Source organism: Pseudomonas sp. GW531-T4, from assembly GCF_017349615.1.
Classification (GTDB): Bacteria; Pseudomonadota; Gammaproteobacteria; order Pseudomonadales; family Pseudomonadaceae; genus Aquipseudomonas; species Aquipseudomonas chlororaphis_I.
In genome coordinates, this window is record NZ_JACMZT010000028.1 from 56,404 (window position 1) to 80,813 (window position 24,410).

Below are 24,410 nucleotides of genomic sequence, written 5' to 3' on the forward strand. Positions count from 1 at the left end.
GGGCACAAAGGGGAGGATTGTAGCGCAAGCGTCAGCGGCTGCGGTTGGTAAAGCTGTGCAGGGCCTTTTCGATGCATTGGGCGGTCTTGCCGAACGCCTGTACGGAGATTTCCGAGAAGGGCTGGCCGCCCTGGTCGGCGACGATCAGCATGATCACCCGGCCATTGCTGGGCACCGAGCGCATCAGCAGATGCTCGCCACGAAACAGCGTGCGCAGGCTGGCGGGCAGGCGGGCGGAGAACTGGGCGTTGTTGGTCGGCGTCAGGCGTACTTGCGCCGGGGCGTCCAGCAGCCGCTGCAGTACGCTGCTCTGGCTGATCGTCAGCATCAGGCTCGAGGCTGGCGCAGGCAGCCCGGCGATCTGATGCACCCGCAACTGGGTCCGCGTGCGGTCGACCATCAGCAGCATCACCCGGCGCATGCCACATGCCACCAGGGCGTCGCGGGCAAAGGTGGTCAGGTGCATGGCATTGCTGAAACGGCTGGGTTCCACCAGCAATTCGCTGCACTGCTTGCGCCACTTGGCCAGGTCTTCGGCGGTTGGTGCGGGCACTGGAAGCTCGCCGCGATGCACGCGCCGGGCCTCCCAAGGCCAGAGCAGCGCCTCGGCCGGATGCCACAGGTCGGGCATGCGGTGATGCCGGGCACTCTGCGCGGCTTGCTGGTGCAGCTGTTGTTGCAGCTCGTCCATCGGCATCTGCAGATACAGGCTGGTCAGGTATTGCCAGCGCATGCAGTGCGGGCCGGTCCAGGACTCTTGCGCCGAGAGGGCCAGGGCGTTGGCCAGCAACACACTGTTGGCCGGTTGGTTCAGCCAGCGCTGCAGGGCCGGATCGGCATCCAGGCATTGTTGCTGGTGCAGCGGGTGGGCGTTGTCCCGGGCGATATGCAGGGCCTTGACCAATTGCTCCTGCTCGTCGATCAACAGGCGGTAGCCTTGCTGTACCCAGATCGGCAAGTGCCAGATCTCCACCAGGGCCTGGCCCAGCTGAAGCAGGCCGACACCGAACAGTTGCTGCTCGACCTCCTGGGCCGGTTCGGCCTTGTGGACGACCCGCAGCTCCCACTCTTCGAGCAGTTTTGGATAGGTCAGCGCCAAGGGCCACAGTGGCGAGAGAAACAGCAGGCTGCCCCAGTGAATGTCCTGCCAGAGCCTGGCCAGGCGACTGGCAAAAAAGCCGTTGGCCTGTTGGGTCGCGTGCTGGCTGATCAGTTGCAACTGGCGCAGTCCGACCGGGATCTCCTGTTCGGGCTGGGCAGGCAGGCGGGCGAGCAATTCTTCGGTACGCGCGAGGCCCAGGCGGTTGAGGGCAACCTCGAGGTTCTCGGCCGGCTCGCCCATGCTGCCGTGGGTGTGGCGATTGGCTTCGCGAATCACGCTCAAGGCCAGCGCGGGGCTGTCCTGCATCAGGTCGGCAATGTCGCGCAACGAGCTGCGATTGTCCCTGATGGCTTTGCAGACCCGGTCGTGGCTGGCTTGCGGCACCGGCAAACGGACCGCGTCAAGCAGCTTTATCCAGGATTCGAGGGAGTGGGGGGCGGTAGTTGGGACTGTCGTTTCATTAGACATGGCTGGGCGCAATCATCGTCTGCTGTAAACACGCCCAGAGCGGGCCAAACTGGCTTTTCGCCTTAACGGCCTATAGTCTGGCGCAGTTTTGCCGATAAGTAGAAGAAGAGTTTTAAGAACTTCCGAATATGACCTTGAACCCGACTCAGTAAGTACCTTCCTACCTATGGCTAAAATTATCGGCATCATCGTCGTGTTCGCGAGCGTGCTCGGCGGATACGTGCTTTCTCACGGCAAGATTGCCGCCCTGATCCAGCCTTTCGAGGTGCTGATTATCGGTGGCGCCGCGCTGGGGGCGTTCCTGCAGGCGAACCCCGGCTACATGACCATGCACGTGCTCAAGAAGTCCTTGGGGATGTTTGGTTCGCGCTTTTCCCAGACCTTCTACCTGGAAGTGCTGGGGCTGATCTACGAGATCCTCAACAAGAGCCGCCGCGAAGGCATGATGGCGATCGAGGGCGATATCGAAGATGCCGCCGCCAGCCCGATTTTCGCCAAGTACCCATCCGTGCTCAAAGACGAGCGCATGACCGCGTTCATCTGTGACTACCTGCGCATCATGTCCTCCGGCAACATGGCTCCCCACGAGCTGGAAGGCCTGTTCGACATGGAGCTGTTCAGCCTCAAGGAAGACCTCGAGCATCCGTCCCATGCGGTCAACGGCATCGCCGACGGCATGCCGGGTTTCGGTATCGTCGCGGCAGTACTGGGTATCGTGGTGACCATGGCGTCCCTGGGTGATGGCGACCAGAAGTCCATCGGCCTGCACGTAGGTGCGGCGCTGGTCGGTACCTTCTTCGGTATTCTCGCGGCCTACGGCTTCTTCGGCCCGCTGGCTCATTCCCTGGCGCACGACGCCAAGGAAGAGCTGAACGTCTACGAAGCCATCAAGGCCTCCCTGGTGGCCTCGGCTTCCGGCATGCCGCCATCGCTGGCCGTGGAGTTCGGGCGCAAGGTGCTGTACCCGGCGCACCGTCCGAGCTTCGCCGAGCTGGAACAAGCGGTTCGCGGTCGCTAAGCCATGGAAAACAATCAGCCGATTATCATCAAGCGCGTCAAGCGCTTTGCCGGCGGACATCACGGCGGGGCGTGGAAGATCGCCTTCGCCGACTTCGCCACGGCGATGATGGCGTTCTTCCTGGTGCTGTGGCTGTTATCCACCGCCACCCCGGAACAGAAGATCGCCATCGCCGGTTACTTCAAGGACCCGATCGGCTTCTCGGAAAGCGGCACGCCCTACATCATCGACCTGGGCGGTTCTCCCGAGCTGGCGCCGGAAAACACGCTCAACCCCGAGATCAAGTCGCAGCCGCAGCCGGACAAGGTTACGGTCGATACCGATCAGGTCGAGAGCATGGCCGAGCAGGTGGAAAGAGAGCGTCTGGAGCTGTTGCTGCAGGAGTTGCAGAACAAGGTCGAAGAAAACCCGCAATTGCAGAAGTTCAAGGACCAGATCCTGTTCGAGATCACTCCGGACGGCCTGCGTATCCAGATCATCGATTCGGAAAACCGGCCGATGTTCGACTCCGGCAGTGCACGCCTGAAGCCGTACTTCGAGGACATCCTGCTGGCCATGGCCGACACCATCAAGGCGGTGCCGAACAAGATCAGCATCAGCGGTCACACCGATGCCAAGCCTTACGCGGGCACCGGAGATTTCGGTAACTGGGAGCTTTCGGCCAACCGTGCCAACGCCGCGCGTCGGGCGCTGGTGGCGGGCAGCTATCCGGACGGTCAGGTGGCTCGCGTGGTGGGTTATGCCTCGTCGTCGCTGTTCGATCGCAAGAACCCGTTCAACCCGATCAACCGGCGTATCGACATCGTGGTTCTGACCAAGAAGGCCCAGCGCGCGATCGAAGGGGAAGTCGCTCCCGAGGCTCCGGCACCGACCCAGGGCCAGGGCGCCCCGGGCGAAGTGCCGGTCGACCCGAACGCCTTGCCGCCGGAGCAGGAGCCGCTGCCGGCCCATGAACTGCGCGAGCGCCTGAATATCTTCGACGACGCTGCACCGAAGACTGAAGGCGCGGCGGCACCTGCCCCCGCACCGGCTGCTACGCCTCCCGCCGCTCGGTGATGGGTAATAGCAGGCTCTGTTAATGAGTGCTCGATAAAAAAGGCCGCGATCATCGCGGCCTTTTTTGTTTCTGCGTGGGGCTACTTATTAATAGCTGCTATCCGGCAGGCTGGCGATGATCGAGCGGTAGCTGTTCATCCGTTGCTGCTGGATCCGCCCGTCTTCCAGGGCCTTGAGCAGGGCGCAGCCCGGTTCGCGGTCATGCTTGCAGTCACGGAAGCGGCAGGTGCCCAGCAGGTCGTTGAACTCGATGAAACCCGCTTCGACATCGGCGCGGCTGACGTGGCCCAGGCCGAATTCGCGAATCCCCGGGGAGTCGATCAGTTCGCCGCCGCCCGGGAAGTGGAACAGGCGCGCGGTGGTGGTGGTGTGGGTGCCCTGGCCGGACAGCTCCGACAAAGGCCCGACGCGGGTTTCGACATCCGGCAGCAGGCTGTTCACCAGCGACGACTTGCCCACGCCAGACTGGCCGACGAACACACTGATCCGCCCGTCCAGCTGGGCTTGCAGCTGTTCCATGCCATTGCCGTGGTGGGCCGAGACTTCCAGTACCGGATAGCCCAGTTGCCGATAGACCGCCAGCAGGGCGTTCAGGGCCGGGGCGTTCTGCTCGTCGATCAGGTCGAACTTGTTGAGCAGCAGCAGCGGGCGGATGCCGGCATGTTCGGCCGCGACCAGGTAACGGTCGATCAGGTTGGCATGGGGCTCGGGCAGCGGGGCGAAGACGATCACGATCATGTCGACGTTGGCGGCGACCGGCTTGAGCTGGCCGCGGCTATCCGGACGGCAGAGTTCGGTGTGGCGCGGCAGTTGCGCGACGATTACGCCGATGCCCTGGTTGCCCGGGCGCCAGACCACCTGATCGCCGGTCACCAGCGCCGGCAGGTTGGCGCGCAAGTGGCAGCGGAACACCTGGCCGGCCAGTTCGCCCTCGCGCGCCTCGACCTCGACCTGCACCCCGAAGTGGGCGATCACCAGGCCGGTCTGTTCGGGGCCGAGATCGCCGCCTTCCAGTGCTTCCACGGCAGAGGATTCACGTTTGGCGGCGCGGGCGGCGCGTTCGCCTTGAATCTTTTCGATGCGCCAGTTTTGGCGACGATTGAGCTGGCGTTTGGCCATTGGTGTTCCGTGTCGAGAATGCGGCGGTTAGATAAAACGGCCGCGAGTTTAGCACGCCAGCAGGTCCCTCTAGGCTAAACTGCGCAGCTACGCCGAGGAGCCCACACATGCAAAACCCGCAGAATCTGATCTGGATCGACCTGGAAATGACCGGTCTGAACCCTGATACCGACGTCATCATCGAGATGGCGACCATCGTCACCGATAGCAATCTCAATACCTTGGCTGAAGGTCCGGTCATCGCCATCCACCAGAGCGATGAAATTCTCGCCGGCATGGATGAGTGGAACACCCGCCAGCACGGCGGCTCTGGGCTGACCCAGCGCGTGCGTGAAAGCCGCATCAGCATGGCTGAAGCGGAAGCGCAGACCATCGCCTTCCTGGAGCAGTGGGTGCCCAAGGGCAAGTCGCCGATCTGTGGCAATAGCATCTGCCAGGACCGGCGTTTTCTGTATCGCCATATGAAGGCGCTGGAAAGCTACTTCCACTACCGCAACCTTGACGTTTCCACCCTCAAGGAGCTGGCGGCCCGCTGGGCGCCGGATGTGCGCGACAGCTTCAAGAAAGGCAGCACCCACCTGGCGCTGGATGACATCCGCGAGTCGATCGCCGAGCTGCAGCATTACCGCAAGCACTTCATCAAGCTCTGATGATTCGGTGGCGCTGGTTCTGATGTCATCGCGGGCAAGCCTCGCTCCTACAGGTTTGCATAAGGCTTGCCCGCGATAGCTCGCGCCGGGGTCTCCAGCAATTCCAGCCGGCGCCCCCTTTTGGTGCCAGCAGCAACTGAGTAGACTGCGCGCCTTCCTGTAAGGACCGCCATCATGCTGCTGATGCTTTACCTGATTGCCATTACCGCCGAAGCCATGACTGGCGCCTTGTCTGCCGGCCGTCGCGGCATGGACTGGTTCGGGGTGGTGTTGATCGCTTGCGTCACGGCCCTGGGCGGCGGTTCGGTGCGTGACGTGCTGCTGGGGCATTACCCGCTGACCTGGGTCAAGCATCCGGAATACCTGGTGCTGACCTCGGTCGCGGCCCTGGTGACCATCTTTATCGCGCCCTTGATGCGCCACCTGCGCTCGCTGTTTCTGGTGCTCGACGCCGTGGGGTTGGTGGCGTTCACCCTGATCGGTTGCATGACCGCGCTGGAAATGGGCCACGGCATGGTGGTGGCATCGGTCAGCGGGGTGATTACCGGGGTATTCGGCGGCATCCTGCGGGATATCTTCTGCAACGATATTCCGCTGATCTTCCGTCGCGAGCTGTATGCCAGCGTCTCGTTCGCCGCGGCCTGGTGCTACATGCTCTGCATCTACCTGCAATTGCCCGGCGAGCAGTCGATCCTCATCACCCTGTTCGGCGGTTTCCTACTGCGCCTGCTGGCGATCCGTTTTCACTGGGAAATGCCCAAGTTCGTCTACAACGATGAGCAGTGACGGCTGGCGTGTTGCTTCAGCGCCCATTCCACGTGTTCGCGCACCAGCTCTGACGGGTAGTCCCGACGGGCCTTGAGGGCTTCCAGCACCGGAATGCTCGACGGCGCGTTGCCCAGCCCTACCGCCAGGTTGCGCAGCCAGCGTTCGTAGCCGGCGCGGCGTAGCGGCGAGCCTTCGGTGCTGCTGAGGAATTTGTCCTCGTCCCACATGAAGAGTTCGGCCAGCTCGGCATTGTCGAGGTTGTGGCGTGGCTTGAAGTCGCCTTCGCCGGAAGGGCGGGCGAAGCGGTTCCACGGGCAGACGATCTGGCAGTCGTCGCAGCCGAACACCCGATTGCCGATCAGCGGGCGCAGGTCTTCGGGAATGGCGTTTTTAAGTTCGATGGTCAGGTACGAAATGCAGCGCCGGGCGTCCAGTACATAAGGGCCGACGAAGGCCTTGGTCGGGCAGATGTCCAGGCACGCGGTGCAGCGGCCGCAGTGCTCGGTGGCGTGGGGCTCGTCCACCGGCAATGGCAGGTCGACGAACAGTTCGCTGAGGAAGAAGTAGCTGCCGGCCTTGCGGTTGAGTACCAGGGTGTTCTTGCCGATCCAGCCGAGCCCGGCCTGTTCGGCGATGGCTTTTTCCAGCACCGGGGCGCTGTCGACGAAGGCGCGATAGCCGAACGGGCCGATTTCCTTCTGGATGCGCTCGGCCAGTTGCTGCACGCGCTTGCGGATCAGCTTGTGATAGTCGCGGCCCAGGGCGTAGCGCGAGACGTAGGCTTTTTCCGGTTGGGCCAGGCGCTGCGCCATCTGGGTGTCGCCGGGCAGGTAATCCATGCGCAGGGACACCACGCGCAGGGTGCCGGGCACCAGTTCGTCCGGGTGGGAGCGTTTGCTGCCGTGGGCGCCCATGTAGTCCATTTCGCCGTGGTAGCCCGCCTCGAGCCAGCGCTCCAGGTGCTGTTCATGCTCGGCCAGGTCCAGGCCGCTGATGCCGACTTGCTGAAAGCCCAGCTCGCGGCCCCAATCCTTGATCGATTGGGCGAGGGCGGGCAGATCGGTGGTAATGGCAGGCATGAGGCGAGAGAAACCGGGGCTGAGGTGCGTATAATTCTGCCAGACATCGGAGCCCGAAGACGCATGCCGCAGACAAAACACCCTTTACCCGACATTCAGCTGCTGACGCCCGGCACATTGCCGCGGCTGGCTGCCCGTGCGCCAAGCGCCCATAAAGGCCAGTTCGGGCACCTGTTGCTGATCGGTGGCGATCGCGGTTTTGGCGGTGCGGCGCTGCTCTGCGCCGAGAGCGCCTTGCGCGGCGGTGCCGGGATGGTGTCTCTGGCGACGCGCAGCGAGCACGTTGCGGCCGCTCTGGCGCGGGTTCCGGAGGTCATGGCTCTGGGCACAGACTCGGCCAACCAGTTGATGGGCTTGCTGGAGCAGGCCTCGATCATCGTGGCGGGCCCCGGTCTGGGGCAGGCGGCCTGGGGGCGCAGCCTGTTGTCTGCCGCCGCCAATGCGCCACGGCCCCAGGTGTGGGACGCCGATGCGCTCAATCTGCTGGCCAAAGGCGGTTTGACCTTGCCGCCGGGCAGCGTGATCACCCCGCATCCGGGGGAAGCCGCGCGGCTGCTGGGGATTTCCACTGCGCAGGTGCAGGCGGATCGTCCGGCCGCCGCTCAAGCGTTGAGCAAAAAATACACAGCTGTGGCCATCCTGAAGGGCGCCGGAAGTCTGGTCGCCAGCCCTGATGGCCGCTTGGGTCGCTGCGACCGCGGGCATCCGGCCATGGCCACGGCGGGGCTGGGGGATGTGTTGGCTGGCCTGGTCGGGGCGCTGCTGGCCCAGGGGATGTCGGCGTTCGATAGCGCTTGCCTGGCGGTCTGGCTGCATGCCGTCGCGGGCGAGCATCAAGGTAAATTGGGCCGGGGGCTGGCGGCCAGCGATCTGATTCCGGTCATTCGTCAGTTGCTGGAGGAGCAATCACCGTGTCTGAAATAACCCTGTATCTGGCAGACGAAGACGCCATGATCGCCTTTGGCGCGCGCCTGGCGCAGGTCACTCAAGGGGTGGGTGTGATCTTTCTGGAAGGCGATCTGGGGGCGGGGAAAACCACGCTGTCCCGGGGCCTCATCCGTGGCCTGGGACATGCCGGTGCGGTGAAAAGCCCGACCTTTACCCTGGTTGAGCCCTACGAGATCGGCGATGTGCGGGCCTTCCACTTCGATCTTTATCGCCTGGTCGATCCTGAGGAGCTGGAGTTTCTCGGCATCCGCGATTACCTGGAGGGTGATGCACTGTGTCTGATCGAGTGGCCCCAGCGTGGTGCGGGCTTTTTGCCAAAGCCGGACCTGACCATTACCATTAGCCCGCATAACAGCGGGCGTTCCCTGCATTTGTTGTCGCAAGGCTCGCGTGGCGAGGCCTGGTGTGCCGCTTTGGCGTTGGAATTCAAATAATTGATGGGGTTAGGTATGCGCATTCGCGCGTTGGTTGCTGTCGTAGGACTGTTGCTTACGGCATTGGCCGTCGACGCTCTGGCCGCTACACAGGTCCGCAGCGTTCGCCTGTGGCGGGCACCGGATAACACTCGACTGGTATTTGACCTGTCCGGTCCGGTCCAGCACAGCGTCTTCACCCTGACGGCCCCTGATCGTCTGGTGATCGATATCAACGGTGCGACCCTCGGCGGGCCGCTGAATGTCTCCACGGCGAATACGCCGATTACCGCCATGCGTTCGGCCCAGCGCACCCCCACCGACTTGCGGGTGGTCGTCGACCTGAAAAAGGCCGTCACCCCCAAGAGTTTTACCCTGACGCCCAATGCCCAATACGGCAATCGCCTGGTGGTCGACCTGTTCGATAACCCGGCGGACGCCGCGCCGACGCCGCCACCGGCACCGAATGTCGCGACGGTGCCGGCGGTCCCGGTAACGCCGACCAAGCCTGAGATCAAGCTGCCACCGGCCCCGGCCGGCAAACGCGATATCGTCGTGGTCATCGATGCCGGTCACGGTGGCGAGGACCCGGGTGCCTCCGGCTCTCGCGGCCAGCATGAGAAAGACGTGGTACTGGCCATCGCCCGCGAGCTGCAGCGCCAGATCAATGGCCTCAAGGGCTTCCGCGCCGAGCTGACCCGTACCGGCGACTACTTCATTCCGTTGCGCGGTCGTACCGAGATCGCCCGCAAGAAAGGCGCCGACCTGTTCGTCTCGATCCACGCCGACGCGGCACCGTCCCGCGCGGCCTTCGGGGCCTCGGTGTTCGCGCTCTCCGACCGCGGCGCCACGTCCGAGACAGCCCGTTGGCTGGCGGACAGCGAAAACCGTTCCGACCTGATCGGCGGGGCCGGCAACGTCAGCCTCGATGACAAGGACCGGATGCTTGCTGGCGTATTGCTGGACCTGTCCATGACGGCCTCGCTGACTTCCAGCCTGAACGTCGGCCAGAAAGTGCTCAGCAACATCGGCCGGGTCACCCCGCTGCACAAGCAGCGCGTCGAGCAGGCCGGGTTCATGGTGCTCAAGTCTCCGGACATTCCGTCGATCCTGGTGGAAACCGGCTTTATCTCCAACGCCAACGAAGCCTCCAAGCTGGCCACTGTCAGCCACCAGCAGGCATTGGCGCGTTCCATCAGCAGCGGCGTGCGGCAGTTCTTCCAGCAGAACCCGCCGCCGGGCACCTACATCGCCTGGCTGCGTGATTCCGGGAAGATTGCCCAGGGGCCGCGCGACCACCGCGTGAGCCCGGGGGAAACCCTGGCGATGATCGCCGTGCGTTATCAGGTTTCCGCCGCCACCCTGCGCAGCGCCAACAACCTGAGCAGCGATGAGCTGAAAATCGGTCAGACCCTGACCATCCCGGGTACAGAACTGGCGGCCAAGGAATGAATGACGCAGTCATCAGCAGCGCCCGCATCGAGCTGCTCAGCCCACGACTGGCGAACCAGATTGCCGCCGGTGAGGTGGTCGAGCGTCCGGCATCGGTGATCAAGGAGTTGCTGGAGAACAGCCTGGACTCCGGCGCCAAGCGCATCGATGTGGACGTCGAGCAGGCGGGCGTCAAACTGCTGCGGGTGCGCGACGACGGCAGCGGCATCTCCGCGGACGATCTGCCGCTGGCCCTGGCGCGCCACGCCACCAGCAAGATCCGCAACCTCGAGGATCTGGAACAGGTCATGAGCCTGGGCTTTCGGGGTGAGGCGCTGGCGTCCATCAGCTCGGTCGCCCGCTTGACCCTGACTTCCCGCACCCGCGAGGCCGATCAGGCCTGGCAGGTGGAAACCGAAGGCCGCGACATGGCGCCGCGCGTGCAGCCGGCGGCCCATCCGGTCGGTACCTCGGTGGAAGTCCGCGACCTGTTCTTCAACACCCCGGCTCGGCGCAAGTTTCTCAAAGCCGAGAAAACCGAGTTCGATCACCTGCAGGAAGTGATCAAGCGCCTGGCGCTGGCGCGTTTCGATGTCGCGTTTCACCTGCGTCACAACGGTAAAAGCGTCCTCAGCCTGCATGAAGCCAACGATGACGTGGCGCGCGCGCGGCGGGTGGCAGCGGTGTGCGGTTCGGGCTTTCTCGAGCAGGCGCTGCCGATCGAAGTTGAGCGTAACGGCCTGCATCTGTGGGGCTGGGTAGGCTTGCCGACTTTTTCCCGCAGCCAGGCGGACCTGCAGTATTTCTACGTCAATGGTCGCGCGGTGCGCGACAAGCTGGTGGCCCACGCGGTGCGCCAGGCTTACCGCGATGTACTGTTCAACGGTCGGCACCCGACCTTTGTGCTGTTCTTCGAAGTCGACCCGGCGGTGGTCGACGTCAACGTGCACCCGACCAAACACGAAGTGCGCTTCCGTGACGGGCGCATGGTCCACGACTTCCTGTATGGCACCCTGCACCGCGCCCTGGGCGATGTTCGGCCGGAAGACCATCTGGCGGCGCCGGCAGCGGTCGCCGGCATCGTGCGGCCGAGCGGGATCGAGGCCGGCGAGTTCGGCCCCCAGGGCGAAATGCGCCTGGCGGCAAACATGACGCTGGAACAGCCGCAGGCCCAACCGGCCTTCAATCCGCCAGGGGCCGGTTCGGGCGCGGGTTATCAGTACCAGTACACGCCGCGTCCGCAGCCAGTGCTGCCGGCGGCCGAGGCGCAAAGCGCCTATCGCGAGTTCTTTGCGCCCTTGCCTGAGTCTGGGGCCGCGACCCTGCCGGACGCTCAGGGCGATATCCCGCCGCTGGGCTATGCGCTGGCGCAGCTCAAAGGCATCTATATCCTCGCGGAAAACGCCCAGGGCCTGGTGCTGGTGGACATGCACGCGGCCCACGAGCGGATCATGTACGAGCGCCTGAAGGTGGCGATGGCCAGCGAAGGCCTGAGCGGCCAGCCGCTGCTGGTGCCTGAGTCGATCGCGGTCAGCCAGCGCGAAGCCGACTGTGCCGAGGAGCACGTCAGCTGGTTCCAGCGCCTGGGATTCGAGTTGCAGCGCCTGGGCCCTGAGTCGCTGGCGATCCGGCAGATTCCGGCCCTGCTCAAGCAGGCGGAAGCCAACCGCCTGGTGCATGACGTCCTGGCCGACCTGATGGAGTACGGCACCAGCGACCGTATCCAGGCGCACCTCAACGAGTTGCTGGGCACCATGGCCTGCCACGGGGCGATCCGGGCCAATCGCCGCCTGGCCCTGCCGGAAATGAACGGCTTGTTGCGCGACATGGAAAACACCGAGCGCAGCGGTCAATGCAACCATGGCCGACCGACCTGGACCCAGTTGGGCCTGGACGATCTGGACAAACTCTTCTTGCGCGGTCGTTGATGAGCCAGCTTCCCCCAGCGATCTTCCTGATGGGCCCGACTGCCGCTGGCAAGACTGACCTGGCCATCGAACTCACCAAGGTTTTGCCTTGCGAGCTGATCAGCGTCGATTCGGCGCTGGTCTACCGTGGCATGGACATAGGCACCGCCAAGCCGTCCAAGGAAATCCTGGCCGAATTTCCGCACCGCCTGATCGACATTCTCGACCCTGCCGAGAGTTATTCGGCGGCGGATTTCCGTACCGATGCGCTGGCGGCCATGGCCGATATCACCGCGCGCGGCAAGATTCCGCTGCTGGTGGGCGGCACGATGCTCTATTACAAGGCTTTGCTTGAAGGCTTGGCGGACATGCCGCCGGCCGACCCACAGGTCCGCGCCGAGCTGGAAGAAGAAGCGGCACGCCTTGGCTGGCAGGCCCTGCACGACCAATTGGCGGCCATCGACCCCGAGTCGGCGGCGCGGATTCACCCCAATGATCCCCAGCGCCTGACCCGGGCGCTGGAAGTCTATCGGGTCAGTGGCCTGAGCATGACCGCCCACAGACTGCGACAATCTGCGCAAAGTACTGAAGCAGCCGCTTCGGGACGGGGACAATTGCCCTATACTGTCGCGAACTTGGCCATTGCCCCGGCAAACCGTCAGGTACTGCATGAGCGCATTGCACAAAGATTCACAATTATGTTGGAACAGGGATTCGTCGACGAGGTCGTAGCTCTGCGTTCTAGAAGTGACCTGCATGCCGGGTTGCCGTCTATACGTGCTGTAGGCTACCGACAGGTCTGGGATCATCTGGATGGCAAGCTGACATTCGCCGAGATGCAGGAACGCGGCATCATTGCCACGCGCCAATTGGCGAAGCGCCAGTTCACCTGGTTGCGTAGCTGGGCTGATTTACACTGGCTGGACAGCCTTGATTGCGACAATCTGCCACGCGCCTTGAAATACCTGGGAACGGTCTCCATATTGAGCTGAGTCCTTGCAATTGCCGTCTATCCTTGGGGGTGGGGCGGTTTTAGCCATCTGTTTTCTGATTTTTTATTATTGATCCTTAAAGGAGTGCGGCACATGTCAAAAGGGCATTCGCTACAAGACCCTTACTTGAATACTTTACGTAAAGAGAAAGTTGGGGTTTCCATCTATCTGGTCAACGGGATCAAACTGCAAGGTACGATCGAGTCTTTCGACCAGTTCGTCATCCTGCTGAAGAACACCGTCAGCCAAATGGTTTACAAACACGCTATCTCGACAGTGGTACCGGTTCGTCCAATTCGCCTGCCTAGCGCATCCGAATCCGAACAGGGTGACGCTGAGCCAGGTAACGCCTGATAGGAGTCTCCTTTGTTCTTTGAGCGCCACGGTGGTGGTGAGCGTGCAATTCTCGTTCACTTGGATGGTCAGGACCCTGAGGCGCGCGAAGATCCGCAGGAGTTTCAGGAGTTGGCAATATCGGCCGGCGCCGAGACCGTCGCGTTTGTTAACGTGCCGCGTCATCGGCCAACCGCCAAGTACCTGGTTGGCAGCGGCAAGGTCGAAGAATTACGCGACCTGGTCAAAGCCGAACAGGTCGACCTGGTGATTTTCAATCACATCCTCACACCCAGTCAGGAACGTAACCTCGAACGTGCTTTCGAGTGTCGCGTGATTGACCGCACGGGTCTGATTCTCGATATTTTCGCCCAACGTGCCCGCACTCACGAAGGCAAGCTCCAGGTAGAACTGGCCCAGCTTGAATATATGAGTACGCGTCTGGTTCGTGGCTGGACTCACCTTGAGCGGCAGAAAGGCGGTATCGGCCTGCGTGGTCCGGGTGAAACCCAGCTCGAGACCGACCGGCGTCTTCTGCGGGTTCGCCTGCGACAGATCAAGGCCCGGCTGGAGAAGGTCCGCAGTCAGCGCGAGCAGGCCCGTCGTGGGCGCAAGCGTGCCGATATTCCTTCGGTATCGTTGGTGGGCTACACCAACGCCGGCAAATCCACCTTGTTCAACTCCGTGACCGAGTCCGATGTGTTCGCGGCCAACCAACTGTTCGCCACCCTCGACCCGACCTTGCGCCGGCTCGAGCTGGACGATCTGGGTCCGGTCGTGCTGGCCGACACCGTGGGGTTCATTCGTCACCTGCCGCACAAACTGGTCGAGGCGTTTCGGGCTACGCTCGAAGAGTCGAGCAACTCCGACCTGCTGTTGCATGTGATCGATGCCCATGAGCCCGAGCGCATGGCCCAGATCGAGCAGGTCATGGTGGTGCTCGGCGAGATCGGAGCCCAGGACTTGCCGATACTGGAGGTCTATAACAAACTCGATTTGCTCGAGGGGGTAGATCCGCAGATCCAGCGCGATGCCGACGGCAAGCCGCAGCGGGTCTGGTTGTCGGCTCGTGAGGGGCAGGGGCTGGACTTGCTCAAGCAGGCCATTGCCGAGCTACTGGGCGAGGATTTGTTTGTAGGCACCTTGCGCTTGCCGCAGCGTTTTGCTCGACTGCGAGCGCAGTTCTTCGAGTTGGGCGCAGTGCAGAAAGAAGATCACGACGAGGAAGGTGTCAGCCTGCTGGCTGTCCGCTTGCCGCGAGTCGAGCTGAATCGACTGGTAAGCCGCGAAGGCATGCAACCGCTGGAGTTCATCGAGCAACACACTTTGCAATAAAAGCCTGAGAAAGCGGTTGTGCCGCTGTAGCAGGCATTCTGTAGCATTGGTCGGCGCGCCGTGGGTGCGTCTTTGCTTTATCAGATGGAGAGCGCTATGGCTTGGAATGAGCCGGGTGGCAACTCGAATAATCAGGATCCTTGGGGTGGTAAGCGCCGCAACAATGGCGACCGCAAGGGGCCACCGGATCTCGACGAGGCCTTCCGCAAGCTGCAGGAAAGCCTGAATGGGTTGTTCGGTGGTGGTAAGAAACGTGGTGACGACGGTGGCAGTTCCGGTAAGGGCGGCGGTCTCGGCCTGCTCGGTATCGGTCTGGTCGTGCTGGCGGCCGTGTGGCTGTACAGCGCGGTGTATGTCGTGGACGAGCAGGAGCAGGCCGTGGTGCTGCGCTTCGGCAAGTACTACGAGACCGTCGGCCCGGGCCTGAACATCTACTTCCCGCCGATCGATCGCAAGTACATGGAAAACGTCACGCGTGAGCGTGCCTATACCAAGCAGGGTCAAATGCTGACTGAAGACGAAAACATCGTCGAAGTGCCGCTGACCGTGCAGTACAAGATCAGCAACCTGCAGGACTTCGTGCTGAACGTCGATCAGCCGGAAATCAGCCTGCAGCACGCCACCGACAGTGCACTGCGCCACGTAGTGGGTTCCACCGCGATGGACCAGGTGCTGACCGAAGGCCGTGAATTGATGGCCAGCGAGATCAAGGAGCGTCTGCAACGTTTCCTCGACACCTATCGCACCGGTATCACCGTTACCCAGGTGAACGTACAGAGCGCAGCGGCACCGCGTGAAGTGCAGGAAGCCTTCGATGACGTGATCCGTGCCCGTGAAGACGAGCAGCGTTCGCGCAACCAGGCTGAAACCTATGCCAACGGTGTCGTGCCGGAAGCCCGTGGTCAGGCCCAGCGCATCATCGAGGATGCCAACGGTTATCGCGATGAAGTGGTTTCCCGCGCCAAGGGTGAGGCCGATCGCTTCACCAAGCTGGTGGCCGAGTACCGCAAGGCGCCTGAAGTCACCCGTGAGCGTCTGTACCTGGACACCATGCAGGAAGTCTTCAGCAATACCAGCAAGGTTCTCGTGACCGGCAACAAGAACGGCCAGAGCAATCTGCTGTACCTGCCGCTGGACAAAATGGTCGAGAGTGGCCGCAGCACCAGTGCTCCGGTGACTGGCGCAGCAGCCAGCAGCAACGAAGCGAATGCGCGTGCGGCAGCTGATCTGCAGCAACAGCAAGCGCGTACCAGGGAGAGTCGCTGATGAGCAATAAATCGCTGATCGCCCTTATTGTCGGCGTCGTCGTGGCGATCGCTGCCTGGAACTGCTTCTACATCGTCGCTCAGACCGAGCGCGCGGTGTTGCTGCAGTTCGGTCGTGTGGTCCAGGCTGACGTTCAGCCGGGTCTGCATGTGAAAGTGCCCTATGTGAACCAGGTGCGTAAGTTCGACGCCCGCCTGATGACCCTGGATGCACCGACCCAGCGTTTCCTGACGCTGGAAAAGAAAGCCGTGATGGTCGATGCCTATGCCAAATGGCGCGTGAAGGATGCGGAGCGTTTCTACACCGCGACTTCCGGCCTCAAGCAGATCGCCGACGAGCGTCTTTCCCGTCGTCTGGAGTCGGGCCTGCGTGACCAGTTCGGTAAGCGCACCCTGCACGAAGTGGTGTCCGGTGAACGTGATGCGCTGATGGCGGATATCACGGCTTCGCTCAACAAGATGGCCGAGAAAGAGCTGGGCATTGAAGTGGTCGATGTCCGGGTCAAGACCATCGACTTGCCGAAGGAAGTGAACCGCAGCGTCTTCGAGCGCATGAGCACCGAGCGTGAGCGTGAAGCTCGCGAGCACCGCGCCAAGGGTAACGAGCTGGCGGAAGGTATTCGTGCCGACGCCGATCGTCAGCGCCGCGTACTGCTGGCCGAAGCCTATCGTGAGTCGGAAGAGATTCGCGGTGACGGCGACGCCAAGGCCGCAGCCATCTACTCCAAGGCCTACGGTCAGGACCAGGAGTTCTACGGTTTCTACCGTAGCCTGCGTGCCTATCGTGAAAGCTTCGCGAACAAATCCGACGTCATGGTCCTGGATCCAAGCAGCGACTTTTTCCGTTACCTGGAAAAGGCCAAGCCTTGATGCGACGTTGACCTGAATCGCCCCGCCCGGCGGCTAAAGTGTCTGGCGGGGTGATCCTTTGGGAAAACGAGTGTATGATGCGGCAGCCGGGAAATTCCCGGCTTTTTTGCGTCTGCACGTTTGATTGTGGTTGTTGGTGCAAGACGGCGAGTTGAACGACTCGACAGGTTTTTTCGAGGAAAGTGAGTGGCGAAGCCGGTTTCAGGCTTTTCGCCCCGTCGCCCATGCGCGTGGTTTGCGCATGAGCCGATCATTTTCTGCTTCACTCAAGGCCCGCCCATAGGCTGGCCGCCTGGATCACAGGGGAATGGCGTAATGGCAACGGTAGACCGCTGGCTGCTGCCAGATGGCATCGAAGAAGTACTGCCACCTGAGGCGGCGCGCATTGAAGTTGCGCGTCGTCAGGTGTTGGATCTGTTCCAGAGCTGGGGTTACGAGTTCGTCGTGACCCCTCATATCGAGTACCTGGAATCCTTGCTGACCGGCGCGGGCCAGGACCTCGACCTGCGTACCTTCAAGGTCATCGATCCGCAATCGGGTCGGCAGATGGGTTTCCGCGCCGACATTACGCCGCAGGTGGCCCGAATCGATGCGCATACCCTGCGTCGCGAAGGCCCGAGCCGCCTGTGCTATGCCGGTAGCGTGCTGCATGCGCAGCCGCGTGCCTTGTCGTCCTCGCGCAGCCCTATCCAGCTGGGCGCCGAGTTGTACGGCGATGCGAGCCCGAGCAGCGACGTGGAAGTCATCAGCCTGATGCTGGCGATGCTGCAACTGGCCGATGTGCCGGATGTGCACATGGACCTGGGGCATGTCGGTATCTACCGTGGCCTGGCCCGTGCGGCCGGCCTCTCCGGCGAAGTGGAACAGCAACTGTTCGATGCCCTGCAACGCAAGGCCATCGACGAGGTCATTACCTTGACCGAAGGCCTGCCGGCCGATCTGTCCGGCATGCTGCGAGCGCTGGTCGACCTGTGCGGCGGCCGTGAAGTGCTGGCTGCGGCCCGCGAGCGCCTGGCCAATGCACCGGCGCCGGTGCTGGCGGCCCTGGACGACCTGCTGGCGATTGCCGAGCGTCTTTCCGTGCGTTTCCCTGAATTACCGCTGTACTTCGACCTGGGCGAACTGCGCGGTTACCACTACCACACCGGTGTGGTGTTCGCGGTGTTCGTGCCGGGCGTTGGCCAGTCCATTGCCCAGGGCGGTCGTTACGACGACATCGGCGCCGACTTCGGTCGTGCCCGCCCGGCAACCGGCTTCTCTACCGATTTGAAAACCCTGGTGACCCTGGGGCGTGCTGAGATCGAGCTACCGTCTGGCGGTATCTGGATGCCGGACAGTACGGATGCAGCCCTCTGGCAGCAGGTTTGCCAGTTGCGCAGTGAGGGTCAGCGCGTGGTTCAGGCCTTGCCTGGACAACCATTGGCCGCCGCCCGTGAAGCGGACTGCGACCGGCAATTGATTCAGCAGAACGGGCTTTGGCAAGTATTGCCGCTGGCTTCTTGAGTTTTCCCGCCGGCCGTTGCCGGCACCAAGTTTGCGCGAATGAGGACAAGTGTTATGGGTAAGAATGTCGTAGTCCTGGGCACCCAGTGGGGTGATGAGGGCAAAGGCAAGATCGTTGATCTGCTGACCGAACATGCTGCCGCCGTAGTGCGCTACCAAGGTGGCCACAACGCTGGCCACACCCTGGTGATCGATGGCGAAAAAACCGTCTTGCACCTGATCCCTTCGGGTGTGCTGCGCGAAGGCGTTCAGTGCCTGATCGGCAACGGTGTGGTGGTTGCGCCGGACGCCTTGCTGCGTGAGATCGTCAAGCTGGAAGAGAAAGGCGTACCGGTGCGCGAGCGCCTGCGTATCAGCCCATCCTGCCCGTTGATCCTGTCCTACCACGTAGCGCTGGACCAGGCGCGTGAAAAAGCCCGTGGCGAGCAGAAGATCGGTACCACCGGTCGCGGCATCGGCCCTGCTTACGAAGACAAGGTCGCTCGTCGCGGCCTGCGTATCGGCGACCTGTTCCACCGCGAGCGTTTCGCCGCGAAGCTGGGCGAGTTGCTGGACTACCACAACTTCGTACTGGTCAATTACTACAAAGAGCCGGCCATCGACTTCCAGAAGACGCTCGACGAGTGCATGGAATACGCCGAACTGCTCAAGCCGATGATGCTGGACGTGACCGCCGAGCTGCACCAACTGCGTCGCGCGGGCAAGGACATCATGTTCGAAGGCGCCCAGGGCTCGCTGCTGGACATCGACCACGGTACCTATCCGTACGTCACCAGCTCCAACACCACTGCCGGCGGCATCGCCACTGGCTCGGGTGTGGGCCCGATGTACCTGGACTACATCCTCGGTATCACCAAGGCTTACACCACTCGCGTGGGTTCGGGTCCGTTCCCGACCGAACTGTTCGACGACGTCGGCGCTTTCCTGGCCAAGCGTGGCCATGAGTTCGGTGCAACCACCGGCCGTGCCCGCCGTTGCGGCTGGTTCGACGCCGTCATCCTGCGTCGCGCCATCGACGTCAACAGCATCTCGGGCCTGTGCCTGACCAAGCTGGACGTGCTGGACGGCCTGGAAACCATCAACATCTGCGTGGGCTACAAGAACCAGGATGGTGCAGTCATCGACGCGCCAACCGACGCCGACAGCTACATCGGCCTGGAGCCGGTGTACGAGCAGATGCCAGGCTGGAGCGAGTCGACCCTGGGTGCCAAGACCCTGGAAGAGCTGCCGGCCGCTGCCCGTGCCTACATCAAGCGTATCGAAGAGCTGGTCGGCGCGCCGATCGACATTATTTCGACAGGCCCGGACCGCAACGAGACCATCGTTCTGCGTCACCCGTTTGCTTGATAAGTCGTTGATGTAAAAAGCAAAGGCCCCTCTCCCGGGGCCTTTGTCGTTTCTGTCTGCCACACGGCACGACCCTTGCTGTGATTTCCCCTTCCAGAGTGCCATCAATTTGATGGCGTTGAAGTAGAGGGATTTCCTGTGTCGGCCGTTCTCTCACTGTTACAAAGCCGTTTGTTGCGGCCTGTGTTCGTTACTCTTGGTATCGCCCTTTTGGTGCAGGTGCTGGTTGCCGTTGCCCTGACCCGGAGCACGGTGACGGCGCTGGAGGCTGATCTGGCCGCTCGTCTGGGCGTCGACAGCCAGAAGCTCTCCGGCGAGTTGGAGCAGGCGGCTCGCGAAGTCACCTCGAGCCTGGAAAGCCTTTCCAGCAATACTCGGCAACGATTGACCGCCGGGCTGTCCTCACGCCTGGAGGAAGAGCAGGCGCAATTGCGGGCGACGCTGGAGAAGGATCTCAAGGATTCGGCCAACGATATGGCCCAGTTGCTCGCTTCGGTGGCGCCGCGGGCCATGTGGGACAGCGACGTCCCGACCCTTTCCGAGTTCGCTCGGCGCGCCCAGCGCAATCCCAACGTGCTGTTCGTGGTGTACGACGACGCCAATGGCGAGCACCTGACCCGTTACCTGAACCGGGAGAACCCGATCAACAAGGCGCTGCTGGAAAAGGGCAAGGGCGACCGCGCCCTGGACAAGGTGCTGGACGCAGCCAAGAACGATCCATCGGTCTATTACCTGGAGGCCTCCATCAGTCCTAACGGCGTGGAAATCGGCAAGGTGCTGATGGGGGTTTCAACGGCGTCGGTCGAGGCGGACGTGGTGGCGCTGGACAAGCGCTTCGCAGCCTTGATCGCCAGCAGCGATCAGTTGGTGGGCGATAGTCTCAAGGGGGCTTCGGCGGACAGTTCGGCGGCCATGGGCGCGCGCCTGCAGTCGGCGCAGACCACCGCTTCGGACATGCAGGCCAACACCGCCGGTACCGTGCAGGACGCGGCGGCCACTCTGCGTTGGCGCATCGGCATGGGCCTGGCGCTGGTCGGCTGCGGGGTCTTGCTGTTGCTGGCGGTGGTGCTGGGGCGGCGGGTGGTCAGCAAGCTGCATCTGCTGATCGCTGCGCTGAACGATCTGGCGGCCGGTGAGGGCGACCTGACCAAGCGGGTCCAGCTCAGCAGCAATGACGAGATCGGCGACATGGCGTCGGCGGTCAACCGCTTTGTCGACAAGTTGCAGCCAATCGTGCGCGAGGCGGGCGATGTGGCGCAGCGCACCGGTGTCGAAATCGGTGCGATGAGCCTGCGTAATGCCGGGGCTGATGCTGCGGCCGAGGCTCAGCGCGACGAGGTGGCAGAGAGTTTGCGGGCGCTGTCGCAGATGGCTGATGAAGCCCAGGCGGAAAGCCAGGCGATGCAGGCGGCCTTGCAGCAAGTGGTGGAGATTCGCCAGGCAACCGACGAAAACACTCGGACCTCGGCCCAGGTGGGCAGCCTGATCGAGGCGCTGGCGGGGCAGGTCGACACGGGCTCCAAGGTCATCGAGCGCCTGGCGCAGCAGAGCGAGCAGATCGAGGTGGTGTTGACGGTGATTCATGGCATCGCCGAACAAACCAACCTGCTGGCCTTGAATGCGGCCATCGAGGCGGCGCGGGCCGGGGAAACCGGGCGCGGCTTTGCTGTGGTGGCCGACGAGGTCAGGGCGCTGGCGAGCAAGACGCAAAGCTCTACCGGGGATATCCAGGCGCACATTGGAGCGCTGCAGCAGGGCGCGCGCGAGGCGGTGGCGGCGATCGGCCAAGCCGGAAGGCAGGCCAGCGAAGGTTTGCTGGTGCTGCGCGACAGCGCGCGGTTGCAGCAGTCGGTGCAGTCGTCGGTGGAGCAGGTGCACGCGGCAATTGGCCTGGCGACCCAGGCGGCGGCCCATCAGGCTCAGGGTGCGCAAGCGGTGCGCAGCCGGGTCGAAACCATCCATGCCCAGGCCGAGCGTGCGGCTCAGGCGGTGGTGGAAACCACGGCCAGCGGCAAGGTGCTGGATGGCCTGGCGGCACAATTGAAGGCCAGCCTGGGGCAATTCCGGGCTTGAGTTTCCACAAGGCTTGAATGCTGGGGGTGGGGCTCCTACAGAAGGCTTTCTGTAGGAGCGGGCTCAACGGCTCAGATACATCCGTGTCGTCAGCAGATAGACCGGCAATCCCGATACCAGAATCAACAGCGCCGCATAAGGCGCTGCGGCTGCAAACTCCACATTCGCCGTGTGCGCCCAGACTTCCGTCGCCAGCGTATTCAGCCCGGTCGGGCTGAGCAGCAGGGTAGCCGTCAGTTCCTTCATGGCATCCAGGAATACCAGGGCGAAGGCGGCTCCCAGCGCGGGGAAAATGATCGGCAGGGTCACACGGCAGAATGCCGTGAATGAGGAGGCGCCGAGAGTGCGGGCAGCTTCCTCGAGTTGCGGCGCCGCCTTGTTCAGGGCAGTGCGGATTGGCGCCTGCGCCAGGGGCAGGAATAGCAGGGCGTAGGCGATCAGCAGCAGGGTCGAGGTCTGATACAGCGCCGGCACGTAGTGCAGGGCAAAGAACACCAGTGTCAGGGCAATCACCAGGCCGGGCAGGGCGTGCAGCAAGTAGGGCAGGCGTTCGGCCCAGAGGGCCAGGCGACCCTTGTGACGTACCACCAGCAGCCCGACCGGTACCGCCAGCGCCAGGCACAGTGCCGCGCCACCCAGCGACAGTGCCAGGGAGGAAAGCAGGGCTTCGCCGATGGCGGCTACCGGGAAGGCGGCCGATGAGCCAACGGCCAGCCAGTACGCCAGCATGCCCAGCGGAATGCCGCTGCCGATCAGGGTCAGCAGCGCGCAGTACAGTTGCCCACCAATCGCCCACTTGCCCAGGCGTACCTGCTCGGCATGTCGCGCCGCGCCCTGGCCGGTCCGCACATGGCGGCCTTTGCCGCGAACCCGCAACTCCAGCCACAGCAGGGCCAGGCACAGCGCCAGCAACACGGCAGAAAGCATCGCCGCGTTGGCGTTGCTGAACTCCAACTCGAACTGCTGATAGATCGCGGTAGTGAAGGTTTGCAGGCCGATGATCGACAGCGCGCCGAACTCCACCAGCATGTGCAGGGCGATCAGCAATGAACCGGCCAGCAGCGACGGCCAGAGCAGGGGCAGGGTGATCCGGAAGAACACGCCCCAGCGATGCTGTCCAAGGGTGCGGGCCGACTCCTCCAGAGAGGGGTCGAGGTTGCGCAGGGTGGCCGCGACAGGCAGGAACACCAGTGGGTACTTGGACAGGCTCATGACCAGGATCGCCCCGCCCAGGCCTTCGAAGCTGGCACTGAGGGAGACCCAGGTGAAACTGCTGACAAAGGCCGGTACGGCAAAGGGCAGGCACAGGATCACGCCCCAGAGGCGCCGCCCCGGCAAGTCGCTACGCTCCAGCAGCCAGGCCAGGGAGAGGCCGACGATGGCGCAGGTGACGGTCACACCTGTGAGCAGCAGCAAGGTATTGCGCAGCAGGCCAAATACATAGGGGCGCCACAACAGATGCAGGGCTTCGGCCCAGCCGGCCTGCCAAGCCTTGAGCCCGACATAGAGCAATGGCAGCAGGCTGAGTCCGACCAGCAGCAGGACTGGTAGCAGTAGCCAGATCGATGGCCCCTTGCGCCTCGGTATGTAGGTTGTGCGCGAGGCGGGGGCGGGCAGCGATGCGCTCATCAGTTCAGGCCGACTTCGCGTTCCAGTTCCAGGGCTTCTTCGGCATTGCCAAGGTCGGCCGGGGTGACTTTTGGCGCTTGCAGCTCGCTGAACGGCTTGAGGCCGCGATCCGACTCCAGGCCTTTGCGCAGCGGGTATTCGGCGGTGGTCTGGGTGATCACGCGCTGGCCTTCTTCGCTGGCCATATAGGCGAGGAATTGCTGAGCTTCCTTGGGGTGCTTGCTGGACTTGAGTACTGCGGCACTGGATACGGTGATCAGCCCGCCGGCATCGCCGCCGGTGAAATAGTGCAGCTTCGAGTCCAGCTGGCCTTTTTCGCGTTGCAGGGCGAACCAGTAATAGTTGTTCACCAGCACGGTGGCGACTTCGCCGTTTTCCACGGCCTTCAAGGCCACCATGTTATTGCTGTAGGTCTTGCCAAAGGCGCGCAGGCCGGTCAGCCATTCCTCGGCGGCGTCCATTCCGTGCAGCTTGATGATTGCCACGGCCTGTTCCTGGAACGCGCCGCTGGTAGGAACGAAGCCTACCTTGCCTTGCCATTGTGGCTGGGAGAACTCCATTACCGATGTCGGCAGGTCCTTTTCGTCGATCAGCTTCGGGTTGAACGCCACCACGCGGACGCGGGCGGTGATACCGATCCAGGTGCCGTTGCCGGCGACGTAATCCTTGGGCAGGACTTCAAGGGTCGCGGCATCGGTCTTGGCCAGCAGGCCTTGCTCGCTGAGTTTGTTCAGGGGCGGCGATTCTTCGGTGTAAATCACGTCGGCGGGAGAGCGCTCGCCTTCTTCCACGACCTGGCTGGCAAGCTGGTTGCTGCTGCCTTTGCGCACATTGACGTGAATGCCGGTCTTGGCCTCGAAGGCCTTGGCGATGGCGTCGCCGACTTCCTTGTGCTGGCCGTTGTAGAGGGTCAGGGAAACCGGGTCGGCTGCTTGAGTGAGTGGAGATGCCAGGGCCAGGCCCAGCAAAGTGATGGTCAAGCCACGCAGAAGGGATGTTGGAAGGGCGGTGTTTCTAAACATCATTCGCAGGGTTCCTCACTGTGGTGCCGCAAAAACTTGTAACAATCATAAACGATATTGTTTCTCATGTGCGGCTTGACGG

At 62.9% G+C, this 24,410-nt stretch carries 21 protein-coding genes; 16 read left to right on the forward strand and 5 right to left on the reverse strand.

The window, feature by feature from the left end:
* Nucleotides 1–31 precede the first annotated feature (31 nt).
* Nucleotides 32–1,570 carry an HDOD domain-containing protein gene (locus tag J4D28_RS20990; protein WP_009046683.1) on the reverse strand — a complete coding sequence of 513 codons (1,539 nt, stop codon included), beginning with the start codon at nt 1,568–1,570 and terminating at the stop codon, nt 32–34.
* A gap of 166 nt (nt 1,571–1,736) precedes the next feature.
* Between J4D28_RS20990 and motA the strand changes: the two genes are divergently transcribed.
* Both motA and motB read left to right on the forward strand, forming a co-directional pair.
* A complete protein-coding gene (motA, locus tag J4D28_RS20995; protein ID WP_007921402.1) occupies nt 1,737–2,588 on the forward strand; it encodes a flagellar motor stator protein MotA in 852 nt (283 codons plus the stop codon).
* A 3-nt stretch (nt 2,589–2,591) separates the two neighbouring features.
* Nucleotides 2,592–3,644, forward strand: a complete 1,053-nt coding sequence (motB, locus tag J4D28_RS21000; RefSeq protein ID WP_103330885.1) for a flagellar motor protein MotB — start codon at nt 2,592–2,594, stop codon at nt 3,642–3,644.
* An 87-nt stretch (nt 3,645–3,731) separates the two neighbouring features.
* Here motB and rsgA read toward each other — a convergent pair whose 3' ends face one another.
* Complete coding sequence (gene rsgA / locus J4D28_RS21005) at nt 3,732–4,763, reverse strand: small ribosomal subunit biogenesis GTPase RsgA (RefSeq protein ID WP_009046685.1); 1,032 nt, start codon at nt 4,761–4,763, stop codon at nt 3,732–3,734.
* A gap of 107 nt (nt 4,764–4,870) precedes the next feature.
* On the opposite strand from rsgA, the gene orn reads away from it, so the two are divergent.
* Together orn and J4D28_RS21015 are read left to right on the forward strand one after the other, a co-directional pair.
* Entirely contained in the window at nt 4,871–5,413 is a 543-nt protein-coding gene (gene orn / locus J4D28_RS21010; protein ID WP_007921399.1) for an oligoribonuclease, read from the forward strand.
* 171 nt (nt 5,414–5,584) lie between these two features.
* A complete protein-coding gene (locus J4D28_RS21015; RefSeq protein ID WP_169915460.1) occupies nt 5,585–6,199 on the forward strand; it encodes a trimeric intracellular cation channel family protein in 615 nt (204 codons plus the stop codon).
* Here J4D28_RS21015 and queG read toward each other — a convergent pair.
* Nucleotides 6,181–7,260, reverse strand: a complete 1,080-nt coding sequence (queG, locus tag J4D28_RS21020) for a tRNA epoxyqueuosine(34) reductase QueG (protein ID WP_007921396.1) — start codon at nt 7,258–7,260, stop codon at nt 6,181–6,183. The two genes, J4D28_RS21015 and queG, sit on opposite strands and share 19 nt — an antisense overlap.
* Nucleotides 7,261–7,323: 63 nt before the next feature.
* On the opposite strand from queG, the gene J4D28_RS21025 reads away from it, so the two are divergent.
* The 12 genes from J4D28_RS21025 (at nt 7,324) to J4D28_RS21080 (ending at nt 21,677) form a co-directional block, all read left to right on the forward strand.
* On the forward strand, nt 7,324–8,184 hold the full coding sequence (locus J4D28_RS21025; RefSeq protein ID WP_103330884.1) for an NAD(P)H-hydrate dehydratase: 861 nt from the start codon (nt 7,324–7,326) through the stop codon (nt 8,182–8,184).
* On the forward strand, nt 8,172–8,642 hold the full coding sequence (gene tsaE / locus J4D28_RS21030) for a tRNA (adenosine(37)-N6)-threonylcarbamoyltransferase complex ATPase subunit type 1 TsaE (RefSeq protein ID WP_009041903.1): 471 nt from the start codon (nt 8,172–8,174) through the stop codon (nt 8,640–8,642). Before J4D28_RS21025 ends, tsaE begins: the two co-directional genes overlap by 13 nt.
* 3 nt (nt 8,643–8,645) lie before the next feature.
* Nucleotides 8,646–10,073 carry an N-acetylmuramoyl-L-alanine amidase gene (locus J4D28_RS21035; RefSeq protein ID WP_196762704.1) on the forward strand — a complete coding sequence of 476 codons (1,428 nt, stop codon included), beginning with the start codon at nt 8,646–8,648 and terminating at the stop codon, nt 10,071–10,073.
* On the forward strand, nt 10,070–11,980 hold the full coding sequence (gene mutL / locus J4D28_RS21040) for a DNA mismatch repair endonuclease MutL (RefSeq protein ID WP_009046688.1): 1,911 nt from the start codon (nt 10,070–10,072) through the stop codon (nt 11,978–11,980). The genes J4D28_RS21035 and mutL overlap by 4 nt, the downstream gene beginning before the upstream one ends.
* Complete coding sequence (gene miaA / locus J4D28_RS21045; RefSeq protein WP_009046689.1) at nt 11,980–12,951, forward strand: tRNA (adenosine(37)-N6)-dimethylallyltransferase MiaA; 972 nt, start codon at nt 11,980–11,982, stop codon at nt 12,949–12,951. The genes mutL and miaA overlap by 1 nt, the downstream gene beginning before the upstream one ends.
* 93 nt (nt 12,952–13,044) lie before the next feature.
* Nucleotides 13,045–13,305, forward strand: coding sequence for an RNA chaperone Hfq (gene hfq, locus J4D28_RS21050; protein WP_007921378.1), 261 nt, complete (start codon nt 13,045–13,047; stop codon nt 13,303–13,305).
* Between the two features lie 12 nt (nt 13,306–13,317).
* Entirely contained in the window at nt 13,318–14,619 is a 1,302-nt protein-coding gene (hflX, locus tag J4D28_RS21055; RefSeq protein WP_007921372.1) for a ribosome rescue GTPase HflX, read from the forward strand.
* Nucleotides 14,620–14,715: 96 nt separating this feature from the next.
* Nucleotides 14,716–15,885: an FtsH protease activity modulator HflK gene (gene hflK / locus J4D28_RS21060; protein ID WP_009046690.1), complete on the forward strand. Its 1,170-nt coding sequence runs from the start codon at nt 14,716–14,718 to the stop codon at nt 15,883–15,885.
* Entirely contained in the window at nt 15,885–16,754 is an 870-nt protein-coding gene (gene hflC, locus J4D28_RS21065; RefSeq protein ID WP_009046691.1) for a protease modulator HflC, read from the forward strand. Before hflK ends, hflC begins: the two co-directional genes overlap by 1 nt.
* 315 nt (nt 16,755–17,069) lie before the next feature.
* Nucleotides 17,070–18,257 (forward strand): ATP phosphoribosyltransferase regulatory subunit, encoded by a 1,188-nt coding sequence (locus tag J4D28_RS21070; protein ID WP_009046692.1) that lies wholly within the window; start codon nt 17,070–17,072, stop codon nt 18,255–18,257.
* A gap of 54 nt (nt 18,258–18,311) precedes the next feature.
* Nucleotides 18,312–19,604 (forward strand): adenylosuccinate synthase, encoded by a 1,293-nt coding sequence (locus J4D28_RS21075; RefSeq protein ID WP_009041907.1) that lies wholly within the window; start codon nt 18,312–18,314, stop codon nt 19,602–19,604.
* A gap of 138 nt (nt 19,605–19,742) precedes the next feature.
* Nucleotides 19,743–21,677: a methyl-accepting chemotaxis protein gene (locus J4D28_RS21080; RefSeq protein ID WP_103330883.1), complete on the forward strand. Its 1,935-nt coding sequence runs from the start codon at nt 19,743–19,745 to the stop codon at nt 21,675–21,677.
* A 63-nt stretch (nt 21,678–21,740) separates the two neighbouring features.
* Here the strand turns inward: J4D28_RS21080 and J4D28_RS21085 are convergent, their stop codons facing one another.
* Together J4D28_RS21085 and J4D28_RS21090 are read right to left on the reverse strand one after the other, a co-directional pair.
* A complete protein-coding gene (locus J4D28_RS21085) occupies nt 21,741–23,306 on the reverse strand; it encodes an iron ABC transporter permease (protein WP_041985594.1) in 1,566 nt (521 codons plus the stop codon).
* Entirely contained in the window at nt 23,306–24,331 is a 1,026-nt protein-coding gene (locus tag J4D28_RS21090) for an extracellular solute-binding protein (RefSeq protein ID WP_009046695.1), read from the reverse strand. Before J4D28_RS21090 ends, J4D28_RS21085 begins: the two co-directional genes overlap by 1 nt.
* Nucleotides 24,332–24,410 lie beyond the last annotated feature (79 nt).